At 58.3% G+C, this 20,440-nt stretch carries 21 protein-coding genes; 8 read left to right on the top strand and 13 right to left on the bottom strand.

The window, feature by feature from the left end:
• Nucleotides 1-4 precede the first annotated feature (4 nt).
• Genes HBO23_RS15305 through arnC form a run of 7 tightly spaced genes read right to left on the bottom strand, consistent with a single transcriptional unit; the run spans nt 5 to nt 7,693 of the window.
• Nucleotides 5-1,384 (bottom strand): UDP-glucose/GDP-mannose dehydrogenase family protein, encoded by a 1,380-nt coding sequence (locus HBO23_RS15305; protein ID WP_017135719.1) that lies wholly within the window; start codon nt 1,382-1,384, stop codon nt 5-7.
• Nucleotides 1,381-1,794 carry a 4-amino-4-deoxy-L-arabinose-phosphoundecaprenol flippase subunit ArnF gene (gene arnF, locus HBO23_RS15300; RefSeq protein ID WP_017135718.1) on the bottom strand — a complete coding sequence of 138 codons (414 nt, stop codon included), beginning with the start codon at nt 1,792-1,794 and terminating at the stop codon, nt 1,381-1,383. Before arnF ends, HBO23_RS15305 begins: the two co-directional genes overlap by 4 nt.
• Nucleotides 1,791-2,138, bottom strand: a complete 348-nt coding sequence (gene arnE / locus HBO23_RS15295) for a 4-amino-4-deoxy-L-arabinose-phosphoundecaprenol flippase subunit ArnE (RefSeq protein WP_017135717.1) — start codon at nt 2,136-2,138, stop codon at nt 1,791-1,793. Before arnE ends, arnF begins: the two co-directional genes overlap by 4 nt.
• Nucleotides 2,135-3,790 carry a lipid IV(A) 4-amino-4-deoxy-L-arabinosyltransferase gene (gene arnT / locus HBO23_RS15290; RefSeq protein WP_017135716.1) on the bottom strand — a complete coding sequence of 552 codons (1,656 nt, stop codon included), beginning with the start codon at nt 3,788-3,790 and terminating at the stop codon, nt 2,135-2,137. Before arnT ends, arnE begins: the two co-directional genes overlap by 4 nt.
• The gene (gene arnD / locus HBO23_RS15285; protein WP_099549750.1) at nt 3,787-4,671 is read right to left on the bottom strand and encodes a 4-deoxy-4-formamido-L-arabinose-phosphoundecaprenol deformylase; all 885 of its coding nucleotides are present in this window, start codon (nt 4,669-4,671) and stop codon (nt 3,787-3,789) included. The genes arnT and arnD overlap by 4 nt, the downstream gene beginning before the upstream one ends.
• Nucleotides 4,671-6,662: a bifunctional UDP-4-amino-4-deoxy-L-arabinose formyltransferase/UDP-glucuronic acid oxidase ArnA gene (gene arnA, locus HBO23_RS15280; protein ID WP_170037393.1), complete on the bottom strand. Its 1,992-nt coding sequence runs from the start codon at nt 6,660-6,662 to the stop codon at nt 4,671-4,673. Before arnA ends, arnD begins: the two co-directional genes overlap by 1 nt.
• Nucleotides 6,659-7,693 carry an undecaprenyl-phosphate 4-deoxy-4-formamido-L-arabinose transferase gene (gene arnC / locus HBO23_RS15275; protein ID WP_099549751.1) on the bottom strand — a complete coding sequence of 345 codons (1,035 nt, stop codon included), beginning with the start codon at nt 7,691-7,693 and terminating at the stop codon, nt 6,659-6,661. The genes arnA and arnC overlap by 4 nt, the downstream gene beginning before the upstream one ends.
• A 468-nt stretch (nt 7,694-8,161) precedes the next feature.
• On the opposite strand from arnC, the gene HBO23_RS15270 reads away from it, so the two are divergent.
• Nucleotides 8,162-8,980 (top strand): hypothetical protein, encoded by an 819-nt coding sequence (locus HBO23_RS15270; protein ID WP_170037390.1) that lies wholly within the window; start codon nt 8,162-8,164, stop codon nt 8,978-8,980.
• Nucleotides 8,981-9,101: 121 nt separating this feature from the next.
• On the top strand, nt 9,102-10,016 hold the full coding sequence (locus HBO23_RS15265; protein ID WP_099549753.1) for a tyrosine-type recombinase/integrase: 915 nt from the start codon (nt 9,102-9,104) through the stop codon (nt 10,014-10,016).
• Nucleotides 10,017-10,212: 196 nt separating this feature from the next.
• Here the strand turns inward: HBO23_RS15265 and HBO23_RS15260 are convergent, their stop codons facing one another.
• Entirely contained in the window at nt 10,213-11,070 is an 858-nt protein-coding gene (locus HBO23_RS15260; RefSeq protein WP_017135712.1) for an SDR family oxidoreductase, read from the bottom strand.
• Between the two features lie 95 nt (nt 11,071-11,165).
• Nucleotides 11,166-12,362 carry a multidrug effflux MFS transporter gene (locus tag HBO23_RS15255; protein ID WP_017135711.1) on the bottom strand — a complete coding sequence of 399 codons (1,197 nt, stop codon included), beginning with the start codon at nt 12,360-12,362 and terminating at the stop codon, nt 11,166-11,168.
• A gap of 207 nt (nt 12,363-12,569) precedes the next feature.
• On the opposite strand from HBO23_RS15255, the gene rbsK reads away from it, so the two are divergent.
• Genes rbsK through HBO23_RS15240 form a run of 3 tightly spaced genes read left to right on the top strand, consistent with a single transcriptional unit; the run spans nt 12,570 to nt 15,890 of the window.
• Complete coding sequence (gene rbsK, locus HBO23_RS15250; protein ID WP_170037387.1) at nt 12,570-13,490, top strand: ribokinase; 921 nt, start codon at nt 12,570-12,572, stop codon at nt 13,488-13,490.
• 28 nt (nt 13,491-13,518) lie between these two features.
• On the top strand, nt 13,519-14,847 hold the full coding sequence (fucP, locus tag HBO23_RS15245) for an L-fucose:H+ symporter permease (protein WP_017135709.1): 1,329 nt from the start codon (nt 13,519-13,521) through the stop codon (nt 14,845-14,847).
• Nucleotides 14,844-15,890, top strand: a complete 1,047-nt coding sequence (locus HBO23_RS15240) for an aldose 1-epimerase family protein (protein WP_138451775.1) — start codon at nt 14,844-14,846, stop codon at nt 15,888-15,890. Before fucP ends, HBO23_RS15240 begins: the two co-directional genes overlap by 4 nt.
• Here the strand turns inward: HBO23_RS15240 and deoR are convergent.
• The gene (gene deoR / locus HBO23_RS15235) at nt 15,887-16,645 is read right to left on the bottom strand and encodes a DNA-binding transcriptional repressor DeoR (RefSeq protein ID WP_017135707.1); all 759 of its coding nucleotides are present in this window, start codon (nt 16,643-16,645) and stop codon (nt 15,887-15,889) included. The genes HBO23_RS15240 and deoR overlap by 4 nt on opposite strands.
• A 127-nt stretch (nt 16,646-16,772) precedes the next feature.
• On the opposite strand from deoR, the gene deoC reads away from it, so the two are divergent.
• The 3 genes from deoC (at nt 16,773) to HBO23_RS15220 (ending at nt 18,543) form a co-directional block, all read left to right on the top strand.
• Nucleotides 16,773-17,456 carry a deoxyribose-phosphate aldolase gene (deoC, locus tag HBO23_RS15230; protein WP_170037384.1) on the top strand — a complete coding sequence of 228 codons (684 nt, stop codon included), beginning with the start codon at nt 16,773-16,775 and terminating at the stop codon, nt 17,454-17,456.
• A gap of 78 nt (nt 17,457-17,534) precedes the next feature.
• Nucleotides 17,535-18,050 (top strand): cupin domain-containing protein, encoded by a 516-nt coding sequence (locus HBO23_RS15225; protein WP_170037381.1) that lies wholly within the window; start codon nt 17,535-17,537, stop codon nt 18,048-18,050.
• Nucleotides 18,051-18,288: 238 nt separating this feature from the next.
• Nucleotides 18,289-18,543 (top strand): hypothetical protein, encoded by a 255-nt coding sequence (locus HBO23_RS15220; RefSeq protein WP_170037378.1) that lies wholly within the window; start codon nt 18,289-18,291, stop codon nt 18,541-18,543.
• A gap of 312 nt (nt 18,544-18,855) precedes the next feature.
• Here the strand turns inward: HBO23_RS15220 and HBO23_RS15215 are convergent, their stop codons facing one another.
• The 3 genes from HBO23_RS15215 to HBO23_RS15205 all read right to left on the bottom strand — a co-directional run bounded on the left by HBO23_RS15215 (nt 18,856) and on the right by HBO23_RS15205 (nt 20,198).
• On the bottom strand, nt 18,856-19,017 hold the full coding sequence (locus HBO23_RS15215; RefSeq protein WP_170037375.1) for a hypothetical protein: 162 nt from the start codon (nt 19,015-19,017) through the stop codon (nt 18,856-18,858).
• 504 nt (nt 19,018-19,521) lie between these two features.
• On the bottom strand, nt 19,522-19,899 hold the full coding sequence (locus HBO23_RS15210; protein ID WP_170037372.1) for a hypothetical protein: 378 nt from the start codon (nt 19,897-19,899) through the stop codon (nt 19,522-19,524).
• Between the two features lie 86 nt (nt 19,900-19,985).
• The gene (locus HBO23_RS15205) at nt 19,986-20,198 is read right to left on the bottom strand and encodes a type II toxin-antitoxin system MqsA family antitoxin (RefSeq protein ID WP_170037369.1); all 213 of its coding nucleotides are present in this window, start codon (nt 20,196-20,198) and stop codon (nt 19,986-19,988) included.
• Nucleotides 20,199-20,440 lie beyond the last annotated feature (242 nt).

Raw genomic sequence — 20,440 nt, 5'->3', positions numbered from 1 at the left:
GTCTTTAGTCTTCCTTGGCTGGCGCTACCCAGTTTTGCTGTGGAATCGGCAGCTCGCAGGAGTCGCCACGGCCCATCGGGAAATATTTGAAGCCCTTGCGCGCCAGGCGCTCGCCGTCGTACAGGTTGCGACCGTCGAAGATCACCGGGTTTTTCAGGCGGGCGTGGATCAGTTCGAAATCCGGCGCCTTGAATTGCTGCCACTCGGTGCACACGATCAACGCATCGGCGCCGCTCAAGGCTGATTCCGGCGTGCCCAGCAGGGTCAGACGCGACTCGTCACCGTAGATGCGCTGGGTTTCCTGCATGGCTTCGGGGTCGAACGCACGGACATTGGCGCCGGCCGCCCACAGGGCTTCCATCAGCACGCGGCTTGGGGCATCGCGCATGTCATCGGTGTTGGGCTTGAAGGCCAGGCCCCACAAGGCGAAGGTCTTGCCTTGCAGTTCGCCTTTGAAATACGCATTGATACGCTCGAACAGCTTGCTCTTCTGGCGCTGGTTGATCGCTTCGACCGCTTCGAGCAGGTCGCTGGAGCAGTTGGCTTCCTTGGCGCTGTGGATCAGGGCGCGCATGTCTTTGGGGAAGCACGAACCGCCGTAGCCGCAGCCCGGGTAGATGAAGTGGTAGCCGATGCGTGAGTCGGCGCCAATGCCCAAACGCACGGCTTCGATGTCGGCGCCCAAGTGTTCGGCCAACTCGGCGATCTGGTTGATGAAGCTGATCTTGGTGGCCAGCATGCAGTTGGCGGCGTACTTGGTCAGTTCGGCGCTGCGCAGGTCCATGAAGATGATGCGGTCATGGTTGCGGTTGAACGGCGCGTACAAATCACGCATCACTTCGCGCACTTCTTCGCGTTCACAGCCGATGATGATGCGGTCCGGGCGGCGGCAGTCGGCAACGGCCGAGCCTTCCTTTAGGAATTCGGGGTTGGAGACGATATCGAACTCCAGGTGGCGACCGGCAATGTGCAGGTTTTTTTCGATATGGGCACGCAGGGTGTCGCCCGTACCGACCGGCACGGTGGATTTTTCCACCAGGATCACCGGTTCCACGCGATGGCGGGATACGGCATCGCCCACCGAAAGCACGTACTTGAGGTCGGCCGAGCCGTCTTCGTCCGACGGCGTGCCCACGGCGATAAACAGCACCTCACCGTGTTCTACGGCGAGTTTTTCATCATAGGTAAAGTGCAGGCGCCCGCTTTCCAGGTTTTCCTTGACCATGGCCGCCAGGCCTGGCTCGAAGATGGTCACGTGGCCTTTTTGCAGCGACTCGACTTTGCTCTTGTCCACGTCCATGCAGATCACATCGTGACCGACTTCGGCCAATACGGTGGCCTGTACCAGACCGACGTAACCGCTACCAAATACACTGATTTTCATGGGGCATTCCTGGGGCTTGCAACGCTAGCACGACGAGAGTTAATAACCAGAACACCGAGAATGACCAAGGCCACCCCCAGGGTTTTTGAAAGCGAAAAATGTTCGTTGAACACCGGCAGGCTGGCCGCCAGCAGGTACACCAGCGCGTAGCTGATGCTTAGCAGCGAATAGGCGCGGCCCAGGGGCAAGTGCTTGAGCGCGCCGAGCCAGCACAGCATCGACAGCGCATAGGCGATGATCGCCAGGATCACCACGCCCAGGGCGCCAAGATCAATCGATTGACTGTTAAACGCATTGAGCCACTCAGTGGGCAACGGCAGGCGCGTCATGCTCCAGCGCATGCCCAATTGAGCAGCACTGACCAGGCCAACACTGCCCAAGGCCAGGGCAAACCCTTGTGTGCGGCTCATACGTGACGCCCTAGCAGCACAACGCCGCCAATCACCAGCGCGACACCCAGCCAATGACGGCCATCGATCTGCTCATGGAAGACAAACCGCGCCATCAGTGTCACCAGCACAAAATTGAGGCTGAGCATGGGGTAGGCGATGCCCACTTCCAGGCGCTGCAACACCAGCAGCCATACCAGCAGGCCAAGGCCCAGGCACACCAGCGCCGACCACAGCCACGGCGAGCGCAGTTTCGGCGCCCAACCGTCGGGCTGGTCACGCCAGCTTTCTACCGCAAACTTTTGCGAAACCTGGCCCATGCAGGTGAGCAGACAGGCGCTCAACAGGAGAAGCAAGGTGATCATTGCGCAGCCTGTGGGAAGATCAGGATGACGATATTGCCTTGCTCATAGCGCTTGCCGTCTTGGGGCAGCAGGTTCACTTCGGCCACTTCATCGTCGCCCTTGACCCGCATGACGACGCCAACCGAGCCTTTTTTACGCGCCTCGCTCATCCATTGCTGGACGTCGGCGGTGCCGATCTTGCGATACGCAGTGTCTGGATAGGCAATGCCGTACTTCACTTCACCGACCGTGTTGTACAGCGCAACGTCTGGGCGGCCCAGGCGCCACGACAGCGCCGAGGCAGCGCCAAGGTCATTGCTGAGCAGTGCCGCGGTGGGTTGCAGTTCGGGCAAATGGTCGATGATGAACTGGTCCGGGGTCTTGTTATAAACCACCGAATGCGGAAGCGCAGCCGGCACCAGGGCCACCAGCAACCAACTGCCGATGGCCGGCGCAGCCCATAGCTTCAATGGGCGTGCAGCTTGCAGCAGGTTGACCACGATCCAGCCGAACAGGAACGTAAACACCAGCACCAGGCTGAAAGTCTCCTGACCCGGCTCATACACCGGTTTTTTCAATTGGAACCAACTGATGGCCAGCAACGCCACGATTCCGATAGCCAGGTTCAACCAGCCGTTGATGCGCAAGGCGCGGCCATGGCCCTTGGCCAACTTGTCGCTGAGCGTCGACCCCATCAGCAGGGCCAAGGGCAGCAGGCACGGCATGACATAGGACGGCAGCTTGCCTTTGGCCAAACTGAAGAACGCCAGAGGCATCAACAGCCACAGCAGCAGGAACGCGGTCTTGGGCAGGCGCTTTTCCAGCCAGGCCTGTTTGACCGTGGACGGCAGCAGGGCGATCCATGGCAACGAGAACGCAACCATCAGCGGCAGGTAGAACCAGAACGGCTCGGCATGCTGGGCGTCATCGCCGGCAAAGCGTTGGATGTGCTCATGCCAGAAGAAGAAGTTCCAGTAGTCCGGCTCTTGCAGGTGCACGGCGAGTGCCCACGGCAGGCTGACGATAATTGCGACGGCCACAGCGACCACACCATAGCCAAGCAATTCACGAAAGCGTTTCTGCCAAATAGCGTAGGGCAGGGCGATCAACACTGGCAGCAGCCAGGCAAGAAACCCTTTGGTCATGAAGCCCATGCCGCAGGCAAAGCCGAGCAAGGCCCAAGACCCCAAGCGGCCGTTGCGCGTGGTGCTGTCGAAGCAGAACCACAGCGCAACGCCGGTGAGGTTGACCCAGAAGGTGAACTGCGGGTCCAGGTTGGCGTAACCACCAAGCAGCGCCACGCTGACAAAGCTCATGTACAGCACGCTGCTGACCAGGCTTTTTTGCGGGTTGTTCCACAGCCGGCGCGAGACCAGATAGACCAGCAGGATACTCAGCCCGGTGCTCAAGGCCGACGCAAAGCGCACGCCGAACAGGTTCTGCCCGAAAATCGCCTGGCCCAGCGCGATCATCCAGTAGCCGGCAGCGGGTTTTTCGAAGTAACGGATACCCATGAAGTGCGGCGAGGCCCATTTGCCGGTCAGCAGCATTTCCTGGCTGATCTGCGCGTAACGGGTTTCATCCGGGATCCACAGGCCATGGCTGGCCAGTGGCAACAGGTAGAACACAGCAAACGCCAACAGGAGCAGGGGCAATGCCCAGCGCCGGATCATGCCTGCTGTACTCCGAGCCAACCCTCGCGGCCGCTGAGCGCGCCGCGTACCAGCTGTTGCTGGGGCAGGGTGGTCACATCCGCGGGCAACAGGTCGCCCAAGGGTTTGAAGTCAATGCCGCGCTGCCCGGCCTGGGCGAGCAGTTGGCGAAAATCTTCAGCCATCAGAATCCCTTCTACTTCTGCGTGGATCGTATAGACGTTCAGCTTCGACTCGGCGAACCGGTCAAGAATGAAGCCGTTGAAATCTTTGGCAGCCACCACCGGCCCGACGACTTCGTCGAAGGTCGGCAGGTCTACCGGAATTTGTGGGGTGCCCGCACTGCCATCGGCCAGGGTTGGTCGAAACAGGCTGGTGCCCCGGCAATCACTGTTGTAGCGAAAGTTGAAACCTTGCTTGGCTTGCACCACGCGCTCATCGGCACGCCAGCCGGCGGCTGCGGAACAGTCGATGCGTTCACCCAGGATGTCGCTCAGGGTGTCCACGCCACGACGGATCTGCTCGACCAGCTGTGCGTCGCTCCAGCGCCCGGTGTTGGCTTGCCAACCGTGATGGTCCCATGCGTGCAGGCCGACTTCATGGCCGGCGGCCTTGGCCTGGCGCATCAAGTGCCCCAGGTCACGGCCGATCGGCTTGCCTGGCCAGGCGGTGCCGGCCAGTAAGATGTCCCAGCCATACAGGCCGGCAGCATTGGAACGCAGCATCTTCCACAGAAATTGCGGGCGGATAAGGCGCCACAAGTGGCGCCCCATGTTGTCCGGCCCGACGCTGAAGAAGAACGTCGCTTTTACCCCGGCTTCATCCAGGGATTCGAGCAACCGCGGCACACCTTCACGGGTGCCACGGTAGGTGTCGACGTCGATTCGCAAGCCTGCCTGCATTACTTCTTGTCCGCGATTTCGAGCATGGCTTCTTTGAGGAAGAAGTCCAACGTGTTGCCAATGGTCTCGCTCATCTCAACGGTTGGCTCCCAGTTCAATAGGCGCTTGGCGTTTTCGATGCTTGGCTTGCGGTGCGCCACGTCCTGGTAACCGGTACCGTAGAACGCCTTGCTTTCTACGTCGCGGAAACCGGCGAACGGAGGGAAGTTGCTGCGCAGCGGGTGAGCTTCGAACTGACGCAGCAGTTCTTCGCCCAGCTGACGGATGCTGGCTTCGTTTTCCGGGTTGCCGATGTTGATGATCTGACCGTTGCAGATATCGTTGTCGTTATCAATGATGCGTGCCAGGGCTTCGATGCCGTCGGCGATGTCGGTGAAGCAACGCTTCTGCTCACCACCGTCGAACAGGCGGATCGGGGTACCTTCCACCAGGTTCAGGATCAACTGGGTGATGGCACGGGAGCTGCCGATACGTGCCGAGTCCAGACGGTCAAGGCGCGGGCCCATCCAGTTGAACGGACGGAACAGGGTGAAGTTCAGGCCCTTGTCGCCGTAAGCCCAGATCACGCGGTCCAGCAGTTGCTTGGAGACCGAGTAGATCCAGCGCTGCTTGTTGACCGGGCCAACCACCAGATTGGAGGTGTCTTCGTCGAAGTACTGGTCCTGGCACATGCCATAGACTTCGGAGGTCGACGGGAAGATCACGCGCTTGTTGTACTTGACGCAGTAGCGAACCAGTTTCAGGTTCTCTTCGAAGTCGAGTTCGAATACGCGCAGCGGGTTACGGGTGTATTCGATTGGCGTAGCGATGGCCACCAGCGGCAGGACCACGTCGCACTTCTTGATGTGGTACTCGATCCACTCGGAGTGGATGCTGATGTCGCCTTCCACGTAGTGGAAGTTCGGGTGGCTGCGCAGGCGCTCAATGGCGTCGGAGCCGATGTCCAGGCCGTAGATTTCATAACGGTCGTCACGCAGCAGGCGCTCGGACAGGTGGTTACCGATAAAGCCGTTCACACCCAGGATCAGTACACGAGTGCGACGTGGCTTGCGGCCGGACTCGGCGCCGCGCAGCACGGAACCGTCGACCAGGCCCAGTTCGTCAGCCAGGGAAGGGCCGGCCAGGTACAGGCCGTTTTCGTTGCGCTGGCCGAACTTGACCACCAGGGAATCTTCACCGCAGGCGATGCGCAGCGGGTTGACGCTGATCACACGGCCTGGCGCCAGGCCTTCGTTGCCCTTGACCACTTCAGCTTGCCAAACGATGAGTTTGTGCTCGCCGACAGCGCAGAATGCGCCTGGGTACGGTTGGGTCACGGCACGAACCAGGTTGAACAGCTCTTCAGCCGGTTTTTTCCAGTCCAGCTTGCCGTCAGCGGCAGTGCGGCGACCGAAGTAGGTGGCCTGGCTTTCGTTCTGGGCCGTTTCGGCCAATTTGCCTTGGGCCAGGTGTGGCAGGGCATCACGCAGCAAGTTGGTGGCCGCATCACGCAGTTTGGCGTGCAGGGTCAGGCCGGTGTCGGTGCGGTCGATAATGACTTTTTGCTGGGCCAGGATCGCGCCGGCATCGGCACGCTTGACCATGCGGTGCAGGGTCACGCCGGTTTCGGTTTCGCCGTTGACCAGCACCCAGTTGGCCGGAGCGCGGCCACGGTATTTAGGCAGCAAGGAACCGTGCAGGTTGAACGCGCCTTTTTTGGCAGTGGCCAGCAGGGCTTCGCTCAGCAGGTTGCGGTAGTAGAACGAGAAGATGAAATCCGGGTTCAGCTTGGCAATACGCTCGATCCACAGCGGGTGGTTGGCGTCTTCCGGAGCATGTACCGGGATGCCGTTGCGTGCGCAGAGTTGGGCGACGGAGCCGTAGAAATTGTTTTCCTTGGGGTCGTCGGCATGGGTGAACACGGCAGCAATGTCGTAGCCGGCGGTCAGCAGGGCTTCAATACCTGCACAGCCAATATCGTGGTAAGCGAAGACAACAGCTTTTGAATTCATGACGAAACCTGATCGGAAGGAGAAGTAGGAGAGTGGGAAGTTGTAAGGCCGTCGACCACGACGACCGGAGCCGGCTCTGCGGGTTGGTTACGCAGCACCTTTTCAATAAAGAACCGTGGACGGGCACGCACGTCACTGTACATGCGGCCCAGGTATTCACCCAAGAGGCCCATGCCGATGAATTGGCCGCCGGTGAACACAAACAGCACCGCGAACAGCACGAACATGCCTGAACCGGCCCATTCGGCGCCGAAGACCAAGCGCAGGAACACCAGCGCAAAGGCAAACAGCATGCCCAGTGCCGCCAGGCTGAAGCCGACGATGCTCAGCAGACGCAGCGGGGTGGTGGTCATGCAGGTCAGCAGGTCGAACATCAGGCTGATCAGGCGCATGGCGCTGTATTTGGACTCGCCATGCTCACGCTCGGCGTGGTGCACCAGGATCTCGGTGGTGTGCCGGGCAAAGCCGTTGGCCAGAATCGGAATAAAGGTGCTGCGCTCACGGCAGGCGAGCATGGCGTCGACGATGGTGCGTCGGTAAGCACGCAACATGCAGCCGTAATCGGTCATGGCCACGCCGGTGGAGCGTTGCACGGCCAGGTTGATCAGGCGCGAAGGCCAGCGGCGGAAGGCCGAATCCTGACGGTTGTTACGCACAGTGGCGACGACGTCGTAGCCCAGGGCGGCTTGCTCGACCAGCCGCGGGATTTCTTCGGGCGGGTTCTGCAGGTCGGCGTCAAGAGTGATGACCACCTCGCCACGGCACTGCTCGAAGCCGGCCATGATCGCGGCATGCTGGCCATAGTTGCGGTTGAGAATCACCGCCACCACGTTGCTGCCGTCTTCTGCGGCAGCGTCTTCCAGCAATTGGGCCGAGTTGTCGCGGCTACCGTCATCCACCAGGATGATTTCGTATTCGTAAGCCAATTGCTTGCAAGCTGCAGTCGTGCGACGCAGCAATTCAGGCAGGCTCTCTTGTTCGTTGTAGACCGGGATAACGATCGACACGCAATGAATAGGGTAGGGTTTCAAAGATTCATGACCTCGGGGCTAGAACAATTGGAGCGTGAAAACAGCAGTAATCAGTCGGCAACAACGCCGGCCGATTAAATGTAGCGTGGGTGTGCGGCATTCGTTCGACTTTCCTGAGGACGGGCAACGGTTTCTTCCATGGGCTAGCAGAGTAAAGACGAAAACTATGAAAGGTAAAGCGTAATCAACAGGTTAGTCGGGGAAGACGCGGTTCGTTCTCAAGTCCTGCGGTCAAGATTAAGCGGAAAATTGTTGAACGAATATGAAAGGCGGATGAAAAACTCGTTTATTTGACAGGTAGACAGGTAGGGTTCAGCTAAACCGCTGAAGCGCCTGGGGATTGGTTCTGCAGGCAAAACCGCGACGGATTCTGCACCACTGCGCAGGCGCGTAAGGTAATTCAACAAACTTCTCTGCAATGGCCCTCAAGTGCCGGTAAAGTAAGCCATCTCTTGCCAGGGTACTCGGATGAATAGTGTGCGGATTTTGCACGGCCAGTTGCGGCCTGCATTGATGGGCTTGTTGATGGTGGTGGCCTGTGTCACCACCGTTCGAGCCGACGATGGCGTGGCGCTTACCAGCATCGAGCAGGTGCCGGACGGCGTGGAAGTGCGCGGCAAACAGGTCGCGGCCTATACCTGGGACGACCACCAAGGCAAGAACTTGCTGGTACTCGCCGAGCAAGTCAGCGAGCGTGATGACGACGGTACCCAGTCGGCATTTGTCTACGCGGCCCAGTATTTGCTCGGCGGCGACCGCCCCAAGCGTGTCTGGATGCTCTATGACGATGTGCAGCATTGCGAATTCGATGCAGGGCTGCGTTTTGACAGGGCGGCAACCAAGGTCACTGACCTTGCCGGCGATGGCATTACCCAGGCCACGGTGGGTTACTCGCGCACCTGCACCAGCGATGTCAGCCCGCGTGAGTTCAAGCTGATCATGCATGTCGGCAAGTCCCAGAAGTACCGCCTGCGCGGTGTCGATCGCGTCGGTGCAAGCTGGTGGGACGAGGATGCCGGTGCCCTGCGAGGTATGCCGCTGCCTACTGACTGCAGCGTTGCCGCACAGCAGGCACTGGTCAGCCAGTACAAGGAGCAGGGCACCGAGTTGCCGCTGCCGGGCTGTTATGGCGATGAAAGCGACTTTGCGAAAGCGCCGGAAAGCTACCTGGCGTTCATGCGTCAGCACTGGTTTGCACTGATGCACAAACAGGATGCCGACTGGAGCCAATCCCAGGCGCAACCTCAGGCTGAAAACCCGACCGAGGACGACGAATCGGCGCCGTGATGTTGTGCCGTGATTTGGTGCCAAGCCCGGTCCTGAGTTAGACTCGACCTTCGCCAATTCACTAAATACCTTGATTAAACAAAGGCTTGAATGAGGTATTTAATCCAAAGGCTGATCTACCTTGACTGAGTCTATCCGCAACCCACTGACCCTTTACCTCACCCGCTTGGCGCCCTCCAGCCAACTGACCATGCGCTACGTGCTGCAAGATGCCGCCGACCGCCTGGGCTATGAAGATATCAACCTGGAAGAGATCGACTGGCACCTGCTGCAACCCGAACAGGTGATTGCGCTGGTCGGCGCATTGCGCGAGGACGGCTGCGCGCCGAACACTTCTTCGCTGTATGTGAATGCGGTACGCGGGGTGATGAACGAGGCCTGGCGAATGAGCCTGATCAGCCAGGACCACCTGTTGAAGATGCGCTCGGTCAAGGCCACGCCAGGCACACGCCTCAGCCAGGGCCGTAACCTGCGCCGCACCCTGATCCGCGAAATGATGGAAGTCTGTGCCGCCGACCCACGCCCTCAAGGCCTGCGGGATGCCGCCGTGATCGGCATTTTGTATGGTTCAGGCATGCGCAAGTCGGAGTCGGTCAACCTGGACCTGGCGCAGATCAACTTCGATGAACGCAGCTTGCGTGTGATTGGCAAAGGCAACAAAGAACTGATCAAGTACGCCCCAGCCTGGGCGTTTGACAAGTTGCAGGCCTGGCTGGCGTTTCGTCGCGAGCAGCTCAAGGAAGGCGAGCAGGACGATAGCTTCCTGTTCAATCGTATTCGCCGTGGCAGCCATATCACCCGTGAACGCATCACCAAGCACGCGATTTACTACATCGCCCGTCAACGCGGTGAGCAGGTGGGCGTGAAGATCATGCCCCATGACTTCCGACGCTCGTTCATCACGCGGGTGATTGAAGAACACGACCTGTCGATTGCGCAGAAACTGGCGCATCACACCAATATCCAGACCACCGCCAGTTATGACGTGCGCGATGACAATGAGCGGCGCCGGGCGGTGGACAGGTTTGATTTGTAGTTCTTAACACAGCAAAGATTTTGGAGCCCCTCTGTGGCGAGCAGGCTTGCCCTGCGTTGGACTGCGAAGCAGTCCCAGTAAAGGTACTGAATTTCTCCTGAAAGAACTCAGTCTCTGAGTTTGGGGCTGCTTCGCATCCCAACGCAGGGCAAGCCTGCTCGCCACAAGAATGCCGTTGCCACACAGTCGCAATGAGTTAGAGAATCGGTTTGCCGCCAGTGACCGCGTACCGCGAGCCGGAGATGTAGCTGGCTTCGTCCGAGGCCAGCAGCACATAGATCGGTGCCACCTCCACAGGCTGGCCTGGCCGCCCGAGCGGTGTTTCGCTGCCAAAGCTCTGCACATCCTTGTCGGGCATGGTCGCTACAATCAGCGGCGTCCAGATCGGCCCTGGTGCCACACTGTTGACGCGAATACCCTTGTCACCCAGCAACTGCGCCAGGCCACCGGTGAAGTTGGCAATCGCGCCTTTGGTGGCGGCGTAGGCCAACAGGGTTGGCTTGGGCATATCGGAATTAACCGAACTGGTGTTGATGATCGAGCTGCCGGCTTTCATATGCGGCAGGGCCGCCTTGCAGATCCTAAACATCGCGGTGATGTTGATATCGAAGGTCTTGACCCATTCTTCATCCTCGATCTCTTCGAGGGTTTCGTGGGTCATCTGGAACGCGGCGTTGTTGACCAGCACATCGATGCGGCCAAACTGCTCGACGGTCTTGTCCACCAGCGCCTGGCAGTTGGTTTTTTGCGCGATATCGCCCGGCAACAACAGGCATTGACGGCCCGCTTCTTCGACCCAGCGTGCGGTTTCCTGGGCGTCTTCATGCTCATCCAGGTACGCGATGGCTACGTCGGCGCCCTCACGGGCAAAGGCGATCGCCACCGCGCGGCCGATACCGCTGTCGGCGCCGGTGATCAGGGCGATCTTGTTGGCCAACCGGCCGGAGCCTTTGTAGCTCTTCTCGCCGCAGTCGGGGTACGGGTCCATTTTCTTCTGGGTGCCCGGTACGGACTGGGCTTGAGGCGCGAAGGGTGGGCGAGGGTAGTCGGTCATGTCTAACTCCATAGAACGTCAAAGGTGCTATGGAGTTAGGTGTTTTGCCGCCCGCGATAGTTGTAATGGATGGGCCACGCCCCCGACGAATGGCGTCAATCACGCGCCAGGTGAGCCGGCAAACGACGCAGGGTCCATAAGGTCACCAGCATCGCCGCCACCGCACACAGCGCGATGCCGACCAGCATGGGCGCAGGTGTATGGTCGGCAAACACGCCAACCAGCGTCATGGACACGGCCGCCGTGATCATCTGGATAGCACCGAGCAGCGCCGAGGCAGAACCTGCCACTGCGCCGTGATCCTCCATGGACAACACCCCCGCGGCTGGCAATAACAGGCCGAGAAAACCGAAACCGATAAACAGCAGTGCCATCATCAAGGCGAGGTTGTCACTCCACAAGGTGGTGACGGCCAGCGCGCTCATAACCACCGCCACGCCGATCACCGACCCGCGAATCAGCGGCGCCAGGCCAAAACGCGCGCTCAGGCGTGCGGTCAGTTGGCTCATGGCGAAGAAGGACGCGGCGTTTACTGCAAAACACAGGCTGAATTGCGTAGGCGTCAGGCCGAAATACTCGATGTACACGAACGGCGCGCTGCCGATAAACACAAAGAACGTCGCCAAGCCAAACCCGCACACCACCGACAGGCCGGTGAATACCGGGTCGCGCAGCAAGGCGCCGTAGCTGCCGATCGCACTGCCCAGGGTCTTGCCCAGGCGGCGTTCGGCAGGATGGGTTTCGGGCAGTTGCACAAAGGTCATCACCAGGCACAACAGCGAAACCACTGCGAGCACCACGAACACTTCACGCCAGCTCCAGAGTGAAATCACCACGCTGCCGGCCAAGGGCGCGAGGATCGGCGAAACACTCATCACCAGCATCAGCAGGGCCATCAACCGTGCGGCTTCGTGGCCGGTGTACAGGTCACGCACCACCGCCCGCGGGATCACCATGCCGGCGCAGGCGCCAAAGGCTTGCAGGGCACGAAAACCAATCAGCACTTCAATCGTCGGCGCCAGCGCACAGCCGACGCTGGCCACCGCAAAAATCGCCAGACCCGCGTAAATCGGCGGCTTGCGACCGTACACATCGCTGATCGGCCCGTAAAACAACTGGCACACGCCAATGATCATGAAGAACACCGTCAGGCTCATCTGCACGGCCGCCGGCGACGCCTGCAGGCTGGCACCCAGGGTGGGTAGCGCAGGCAGATAGCTGTCGATGGCGAAAGGGCCGATGGCGGTGATCAACCCGAGCAACAAGGCGAGGTGGGCAATACTTCGAGACATGGGGGTTCCGGGTCACAGCAAAAGATCGGCCAGCTTAGTGAGCTGTACCTGGGCACACAAGATGATGCTTACACAGACGCTACATTTTCCTGCGGCTTGACTGATCTTCATAAAATAAAGATTGAATAATCACACTTAATGTTATTTAAATAACAAAACAAGAGCGCTACGACCTGCCTGGTCGTGCCGCAACAAGGTGAGATAGCAATGGGCAAGATCGCAGTCATCGGCAGCAACATGGTGGATTTGATTACCTACATCGACCGCATGCCGGACCAGGGCGAAACCCTGGAAGCGCCGGGCTTTGCCCTGGGGTGTGGCGGCAAAGGCGCCAACCAGGCGGTGGCGGCAGCCAAGCTTGGGGCGCAGGTGCTGATGCTGAGTAAAGTCGGTGACGACATGTTCGCCGACAACACCCTGGCCAACTTCCAGCGTTTTGGTATCGACACCCGTTACGTGCAGCGTGTGCCGGGCGTCTCCAGCGGCGTGGCGCCGATTTTTGTGCGCGCCGATTCCCATAACAGCATTTTGATCGTCAAAGGTGCCAATGCGCATTTGTTGCCAGCGGACATCGAGACGGCCGCTGCCGACCTGCGTGAATGCACGCTGATCGTGCTGCAACTGGAGATCAACCTGGACACGGTCTACTACGCCATCGAATTTGCCCGCCGTCATGGCATTACGGTGCTGCTCAACCCGGCGCCGGCCCTGGCCGACTTGAGTGCCGAGCACCTGGCGCAGTTGGATTTCCTGATTCCCAACGAATCGGAACTGGCGTTGATCACCGGTCGCGTCGTGGACTCGCCGGACTCGGCCCGCAGCGCCGCGCGTACGTTGGTGGCCAGCGGCATTCGCCACGTGATCGTCACCCTCGGCGAGCACGGCGCGCTGTACGTGGGCGCGGAGGGCGAGTTCCAGGTGCCCGGCCAGCGGGTGGTGGCCCGCGACACTACCGGCGCCGGTGATGCGTTTATCGGTTGTTTCATCCAGCACTGGAGCCGCGACGGCGCTATTCGCCAGGCCATGGAGCAAGCGGTGGCGTATTCCGCCTGTTCGGTCACAGCGCTGGGTACACAGACCTCCTATCCCGACGCCGAAGCGTTCGCCCGTTTCCAGCAACAGCGGTAAGACTCTCAACCCAGCCCGGAGAACAATAATGAACAAACCTGCGCTGCAACAGACACCCGATGGCTTCTATCTGAACCGCACGCCCTGGTTCGCGTTTATCCTGCTGTGCAGCATTTTTGCATTGTGGGCTGCAGCGGCGAGCATGAACGACGTGCTGATCGCGCACTTCAAGAAAGCCTTCCTGCTCAGCGATTTCCAAACCGCCTTTGTGCAGTCGGCGTTTTACCTGGGGTACTTTTTCGTGGCGATTCCGGCCGCGATGGTGGTGCGCCGCTTAAGCTACAAAAGCACCATTCTGATCGGCCTGTTGCTGTACATGCTGGGCTGCCTGTTGTTTTTTCCTGCGGCGTCCACCGCCAAGTACGGCATGTTCCTGCTGGCCCTGTTTGTGATTGCCGCCGGTCTGTCGTTCCTGGAAACCGCGTGCAATACCTATTCAACCCTGATGGGACCAAGGGAAACCGGGACGCGGCGCTTGAATATCTCGCAAACCTTTCACCCGTTCGGCGCCATGGCCGGGGTGTACGTGGGCAGCTTTGTGATGTTCAAGGACACCGATGCCACCACCGAGCAACTGACGCAGATGAGCGCCTCCGAGGCGGCGGTGCAGCAGTTGCAGATGATCCAGTCCACGCTGTTGCCCTACAAATGGATGATCGCCGTACTGGTGCTGATGTTTATCCTGATCGCCATCACCCGGTTCCCGGCCTGCAAGGGCAATAAGCCCGTCGACAATAAATCCGGCAGCCTGCGCCAAAGCCTGGGCCGACTGTGGCGCAACCCGCGCTTTACCTTTGGTGTACTCGCGCAGTTTCTGTACGTGGGCGCGCAGGTTGGTGTGTGGAGTTTCACCATTCGCCTGGCCATGCAGATGGGCGGCATGAATGAGCGCAGCGCTTCATGGTTCCTTTTGACGACCTTTGCCGCCTACTTTGTCGGCAAGATGATCGCCAACCTGCTGATGCGCCGCCTGCACCCGGCCCGGGTATTGGCGATTTACGGCGTGCTGTGCATTGTGCTGCTGGCCTACACCATCCTGGTGCCGAATATTTCGGCGGTGTATGCGGCGGTTGGCGTGAGCATTTTTCTCGGACCGTGCTGGCCAACCATCTACGGCCTGACCATCGATGGCCTGGGTGAGGACACCGGTGTCGGCGGTTCACTGCTGGTGATGAGCATTGTCGGTGGCGGGGTGATTCCGATCTTCCAGGGCCTGTTGTCTGACGCCAGCGGTGGCAACATGCAGTTGGCCTACAGCGTGCCGTTGCTGTGCTTTATCGTGATCGTGATGTATGCGCTCAAGTGCATGCGCCAGTCGGACAGCGTGCCGTCGGGTGCGGCGGCGGTGGCCTCATGAACACGCGTATCCCGCTGTATCCGGTGCTGTTCAGCGAGCAGGAAAAGGTCTTGCTACAGTCCGAAGACTTCAAGGTCAGCGCCTGGGTTTACCCGTCCGGCGTGCTGGCCGTGGGCCTGGAGAACAGCCGTGGACGCCTGGTGGTGTTGCCTTATCAAGGGCAGATGATCTGGTCGGCGGTGTTCGACGGCTGCGACCTGACCATGACCAACCTGTTCGAGCAGCCAAGGCCCAGCCCGACCGTCATTGATACTTATGGCTGCTTTATGTTTCACAGTGGCCTGCTGCGCAACGGTTGCCCGGCGCCGGATGACACCCATGCCTTGCACGGCGAAATGCCCTGCGCGCCCATGGACACAGCTTGGCTGGAAATAGGCGAGGGCGTTGTGAGCCTGGGTGGCACTTACCAATATGCCAAGGGCTTTGGCGATCGATACAGGGCAACCCCGAGCGTGACACTGCGCGCCGATTCAGCCCTGTTCGATATCGATATGGACGTCACCAACCTGGCCGGCAAGCCCATGGAACTGATGTACATGGCCCATATGAACTACGCCTATGTGGCCGGCGCGCGGTTTGTCGAGCCGCTGGGCATGCAGCGCCTGCGCCTGCGCACCAGCGTGCCGGACCACGTCAAGCCCACGCCTGACTGGAGCGCCTATATGGCGCAACTGGCCGAGCATCCGGCGCAGTTGGCGTGTCTCGACACACCGGCGTTGTACGACCCTGAAATCGTGTTTTTCTTCGACGACGTGGGCACAGACGCCAGCGGCCATGCACATTTTCTGCTGGACCACCCGAATGGTGCGGCGTTTTACACCCGTTATCGCCCCAAGGAGTTCGAGCACGCCGCACGCTGGATCCTGCACTCACCGGACCAGCAAGTGGCGGCGTTCGTACTGCCGTCAACCTGTGAACCCGAAGGTTATAACGCCGAAAAAGCCAAAGGTCACGTGCGTGTGCTGGCGGCCGGGGCCAGCGCTTCGTTCAGCGTGACCACCGGCTACTTGAATGCGCGGGAGCGCCAAACGTTGCTGGGTTAAACCAGCAATTGCGCGCCGCTGGCCTGGATGGCTTCTTTGTACGCTTGGGGGATTTTCTTGTCGCTGACCACGTATTGAAAGTCTGCAAGGCTGGCAAAGTGCGCAGTGCGCACCGTGTCGAACTTGCTGAAGTCCGCCAGCAGCACGCGCTGCTGGGCTTGGCGCAGGACCTTTTGCTTGACCTCGACTTCATTGAAGTTGAAGCAGGTCACGCCAAATTCCTGGCTGACGCCCGCCGCCGTCACAAAGGCCCACGTGAGGCGCACGCTGTCGAGAATGCTGCTTTCGGCGCTGCTTTCAAACACTTGGTTCTTGCGGTGAAAGGTGCCGCCGCACAGCACGATATGGCAGTTGGGCTTGTTCTGCAGCTTGAGCAACACGTTCAACGAGCTGCACACCGCGGTGAACTCCAACTCGTCGGGGATGAAATCAATCACAAACGGCGAGGTGGTACCGCAGTCAAAAAATACCGTGTCGCCGGGCTGTATCAACCGCGCAGCGAGTTTGCCGATGCGGCGTTTTTCTTCGACGTGACGCGTGCCTTGGTCGGCGACCCGGTAATCACCGGCCTCACTGCCGACCCGTGTGATGTAGCCACCGAGCAGGCGCAAATGCTCGCTGAAGTGGCTGAGGTCGCGGCGCAGGGTCATCTCGGAAACATCCAGCAGCGCCGCCATTTCCCGCAGGTGAATGGCGCTCTGGTCCTGCAGGGCTTGCTGGATAAGCTTGAGTCGCTCGGCTTTTTTACTGTCCACGGGCATTCCAGGGCTTGATTGTTTGTGTTAACTAAGTAACATTAATTGTGAATATTGTAACGTTTAATGTGAGCGCCGCAACACGCGGCACACCACCATTGGCAACATACAGGCAAGGGCACGTTATATGAATACGCTTCAACCCGCAGCATTGGCCAAGTACATCGATCACACCTTGCTGGCCCCCGATGCCACCCGTGAACAGATTCGCACCTTGTGCGAAGAAGCACAGGCGCACGGCTTTTATTCCGTATGCCTGAACTCGGGGCAGGTGCCTTACGCCGCGTCCTGCCTGACCGACGATCGCGTGGTGATCTGTGCGGTGGTGGGCTTCCCGTTGGGCGCCGGCCTGAGCGACACCAAGGCCTTTGAAGCCGAACGGGCGATAGCCGCCGGGGCAGGGGAGATCGACATGGTGCTCAATATCGGCTGGCTGAAGGAAGGCCTGCTTGAAGCCGTGCGCGAAGACATAGCCTTGGTGCATAAAGCCTGCGGCGCCGTGCCATTGAAGGTGATCCTGGAAACCTGCCTGCTCAGCGACGAACAAAAGGTCCAGGCCTGCGAAATCTGCCGGAATTTGGGCGTGGCATTCGTCAAGACGTCCACGGGGTTCAGCCGCAGTGGTGCCACAGTTGAGGACGTGGCACTGATGCGTAAAACCGTGGGTGCCAAGGTTGGGGTCAAGGCCTCCGGTGGCGTACGTGATTATGCGACGGCGCTGAAGATGATTGAGGCCGGGGCTACGCGTTTGGGCAGCAGTTCGGGGGTTGCGATTGTGGGTGGGGAAATGGCGGCGGTGGGTGGTTATTAAAACGCTGCTTATATAACTCAACTAAATAGACATTTAGTTGAGCTATAAAAAACCACCATAAAATCAAGGGAGCGGGCGATGATTCAACGTAAAGCAAGCGCACAAGACGTAATCAATGCGCTGGATCTCGAACCGCATCTCGAAGGCGGCTACTTTCGCAGAACCTATCAGGCGGACCATCGCGACTGGCTCGAAACCGCTGCAGGACCGCGTTACCTGATGACGTCGATCTACTATCTGCTGACCGAGCAATCAGCGGTGGGCCAGTTTCATTTCAATCAGTCTGACATCCTGCATTATTTCCACTTGGGCGACGCACTCGAATACAGCCTGATCCATGCGGACGGTTCATTGCAGACAGTCATCATGGGCAACGATGTTCTCGCAGAACAGTGTTTGCAATTGCACGTACCGGGTGGCATCTGGAAATCATCACGATTGCTGGACGGGACAAACGGATTTGGATTGATCAGTGAAGCGGTTTCGCCAGGATTTGATTTTGCCGACATGGAGATGGGAAATCGCCATAAGCTCACGACAGCGTTTCCACAGCATCGAGCGTTGATTGAAAAGCTGACGCGGGATGAGGATTGAGGGATGCGGATTCAATGGATTATCAGGTTGGAGGGAAAGCGTAGTCGGGAAAATGATGAAGTTCCGGTGAAGATTTATCCAGAACGTCCATATCAGAGGATTTTTTATGATTTTTCTGAATGACGATTAACGTAAAAAAGTCTAAAACCCTGTTATTTCTAACAGTACAAAAATAGAGTTGATTACCGAAGTATGGGGATTGTTGGAATGCTGTATTTTCTACACAAGGAGAACTCCCATGCCCGATTACACGGAACAACAACTCTTAGATCTTCCTAAAGAAAAACTGATAAATCTGACATCACAGCAATTGAAAAAGCGAGACGAATTACTGCGCGAGCAGCGAGAACGGGAAACTAATCCCGTCGATTGGAGCACCATGGATGAGGTTATAACGGTCTCACAGAAGTACGCCAAAGAAATAGAGGAGATGTACCAATCAGATGAGGACCTGAACTTTTCAGAAAACCTCGACCTGCCCGCAAAGCAATAGCCGCCACCTGATTGACAGTCAGGAAAATCAACATCCGCGCCGGTAACCGGCTAAGCCGGCTGATCTCAACCCAGACGGAAAACTCCAGAGATCACCAGAACTCTGGGGTTTTTCTTCGCGAGACGAATGCTAGAGATGTTATCTCACCTTGAGCCTCTGATTTCCCCAAAGCGTCTTTCACAGGCGCGGTCAATCAAACCTACAAACTGGATTCGCATTCTTGGTGATTGGAGTGGGGGGGGGGGTGCTGTTACACCCCCACTTTAGTACGGAATCCCGTACCGGCCTGCAGTATCGTCGAGGCGAATTTGATCACTGCTTGGAGTCCCGCAGATGCATCTGGCAGATCAACAATAAAGCCAATGCTTTCGGGTTTTCGCGCCTGTAAAGAACCCAGATCGAGACGCAGCGCTTACTGACGTCGCAGCCGCCGAGCAACGCAGCAGTGAGCAATACGGCGGCATAGAGCTTCATGCAGATCTTCCTTGAGCACGGGTGGCGTTGGGACGAGTAAAGATCAAACCTGAGGGCGTTGCCATGTGGTGGGTGAAAACGATGAGGTTGCGGCGTACTGGCAACTGAGTGGTGATGATCAGTGAGAGGAGGAAAAGCCTGGAGACGCTGACTCAAAATCTGACGCGTACTGCTCCTGATTAAGTAACATCGTGTTACGTATAATTTCTGTGACGTTATGGTAGCTATGCCGTCGGAATCGACGAATTTAGCGCCGGGATAATCGCGAAGCCCCGGCGCTGAATTTAGCCATAACGTCCATTATGCGAGGCGCATTTTTCATCGATCAGGCTGAAATTTCGCAATGCGAAAAATCACACCCAGTGTTCTTTTGAACTCTGGTTTTTTTGTTTTATAAAATGATTTTTGGTCTCAGCCGCAGCTGTGTGCCTGGCTAGATGAGGAACAACGTGACGAGTTAGTCAGGTGCACAGATATGGCCGACAAGCGCAGCGCGTCAGTCGCTTACCAGGCTGCATTTTTTAGTGATTCGATGCTGTTTAGCGTGCCTTGCAGATCTGCAAGGCCACCCTGAGACATTACTTCCAGCGGCGTTTTCCCATTAAAAAAGGTGTTGTCGTTTTTCATGCTTGGGAAGGCATACAGGTTTTTGGGATTTTCAAACACTGTGCGTAGAGCTGCGTGGATGTTCAGCACCATGCTGATGCGCTGTAACTGATTTTTGTCCAGGTCCGTAGCTGATTCGTCGTCCTGATTTTCGCCCTTATAGATGCTTTCAGACACCTTCAAGACGGCCTCAATCTGTTCTTCTGAGGCTTGCCATTTTTTCAGGATTTTCACTGCTGTTCGTAGCGCAGTGACGTTTTGACTTTCTTGCTGCATATCGATTCTCTGGCTTGTACGGGAGCGAAGCGGGTGGGGGTGCTGTTACACCCCCACTTTGGTATGGTTTTCCATACTTTCAAGCCTTAACACGTCCCGCTTTTGGCTACGCTCTTGTTGAACACCACCATGGCCACGCTTACGCGTTGCGACTCGGCCGCGTCAAGAATCGCCTCCCCGCATGCAGGGCAGAAAGAGCCATGCACACCAGCGATAACCGTAGTTTCGCCTTTGTAGGTATGCGGTAAGTCCCTGGTGTCTACCACCAGGTCGGCGCCGCCACAAATATGACATTTCATGTCATAACCTCTTGACCGAGACGACCAATACGTCCTCGATCACAGTGAGTTTCAGGTAGGCCCGGACGGCAGGGGTTTGGGGGCGGTAAACGTATCTCATGGCTTCCTGCTCATACCCAAATAGCGCACCTTTACACCGACACTCTACCTTCGGGGCCCGCCAAGGTCTCGAAAGTAGTCCTCGAGCTCTAAGCTCGAAAGCATACCGCTAATTATGTTGCGTGCCATGGGCTTGACATAGT

The sequence above is a fragment of the Pseudomonas sp. WS 5532 genome (assembly GCF_012985445.1).
Classification (GTDB): Bacteria; Pseudomonadota; Gammaproteobacteria; order Pseudomonadales; family Pseudomonadaceae; genus Aquipseudomonas; species Aquipseudomonas edaphica.
Note: the sequence above shows the minus strand (reverse complement) of the source record. Positions and strands in the feature narration are given on the sequence as shown.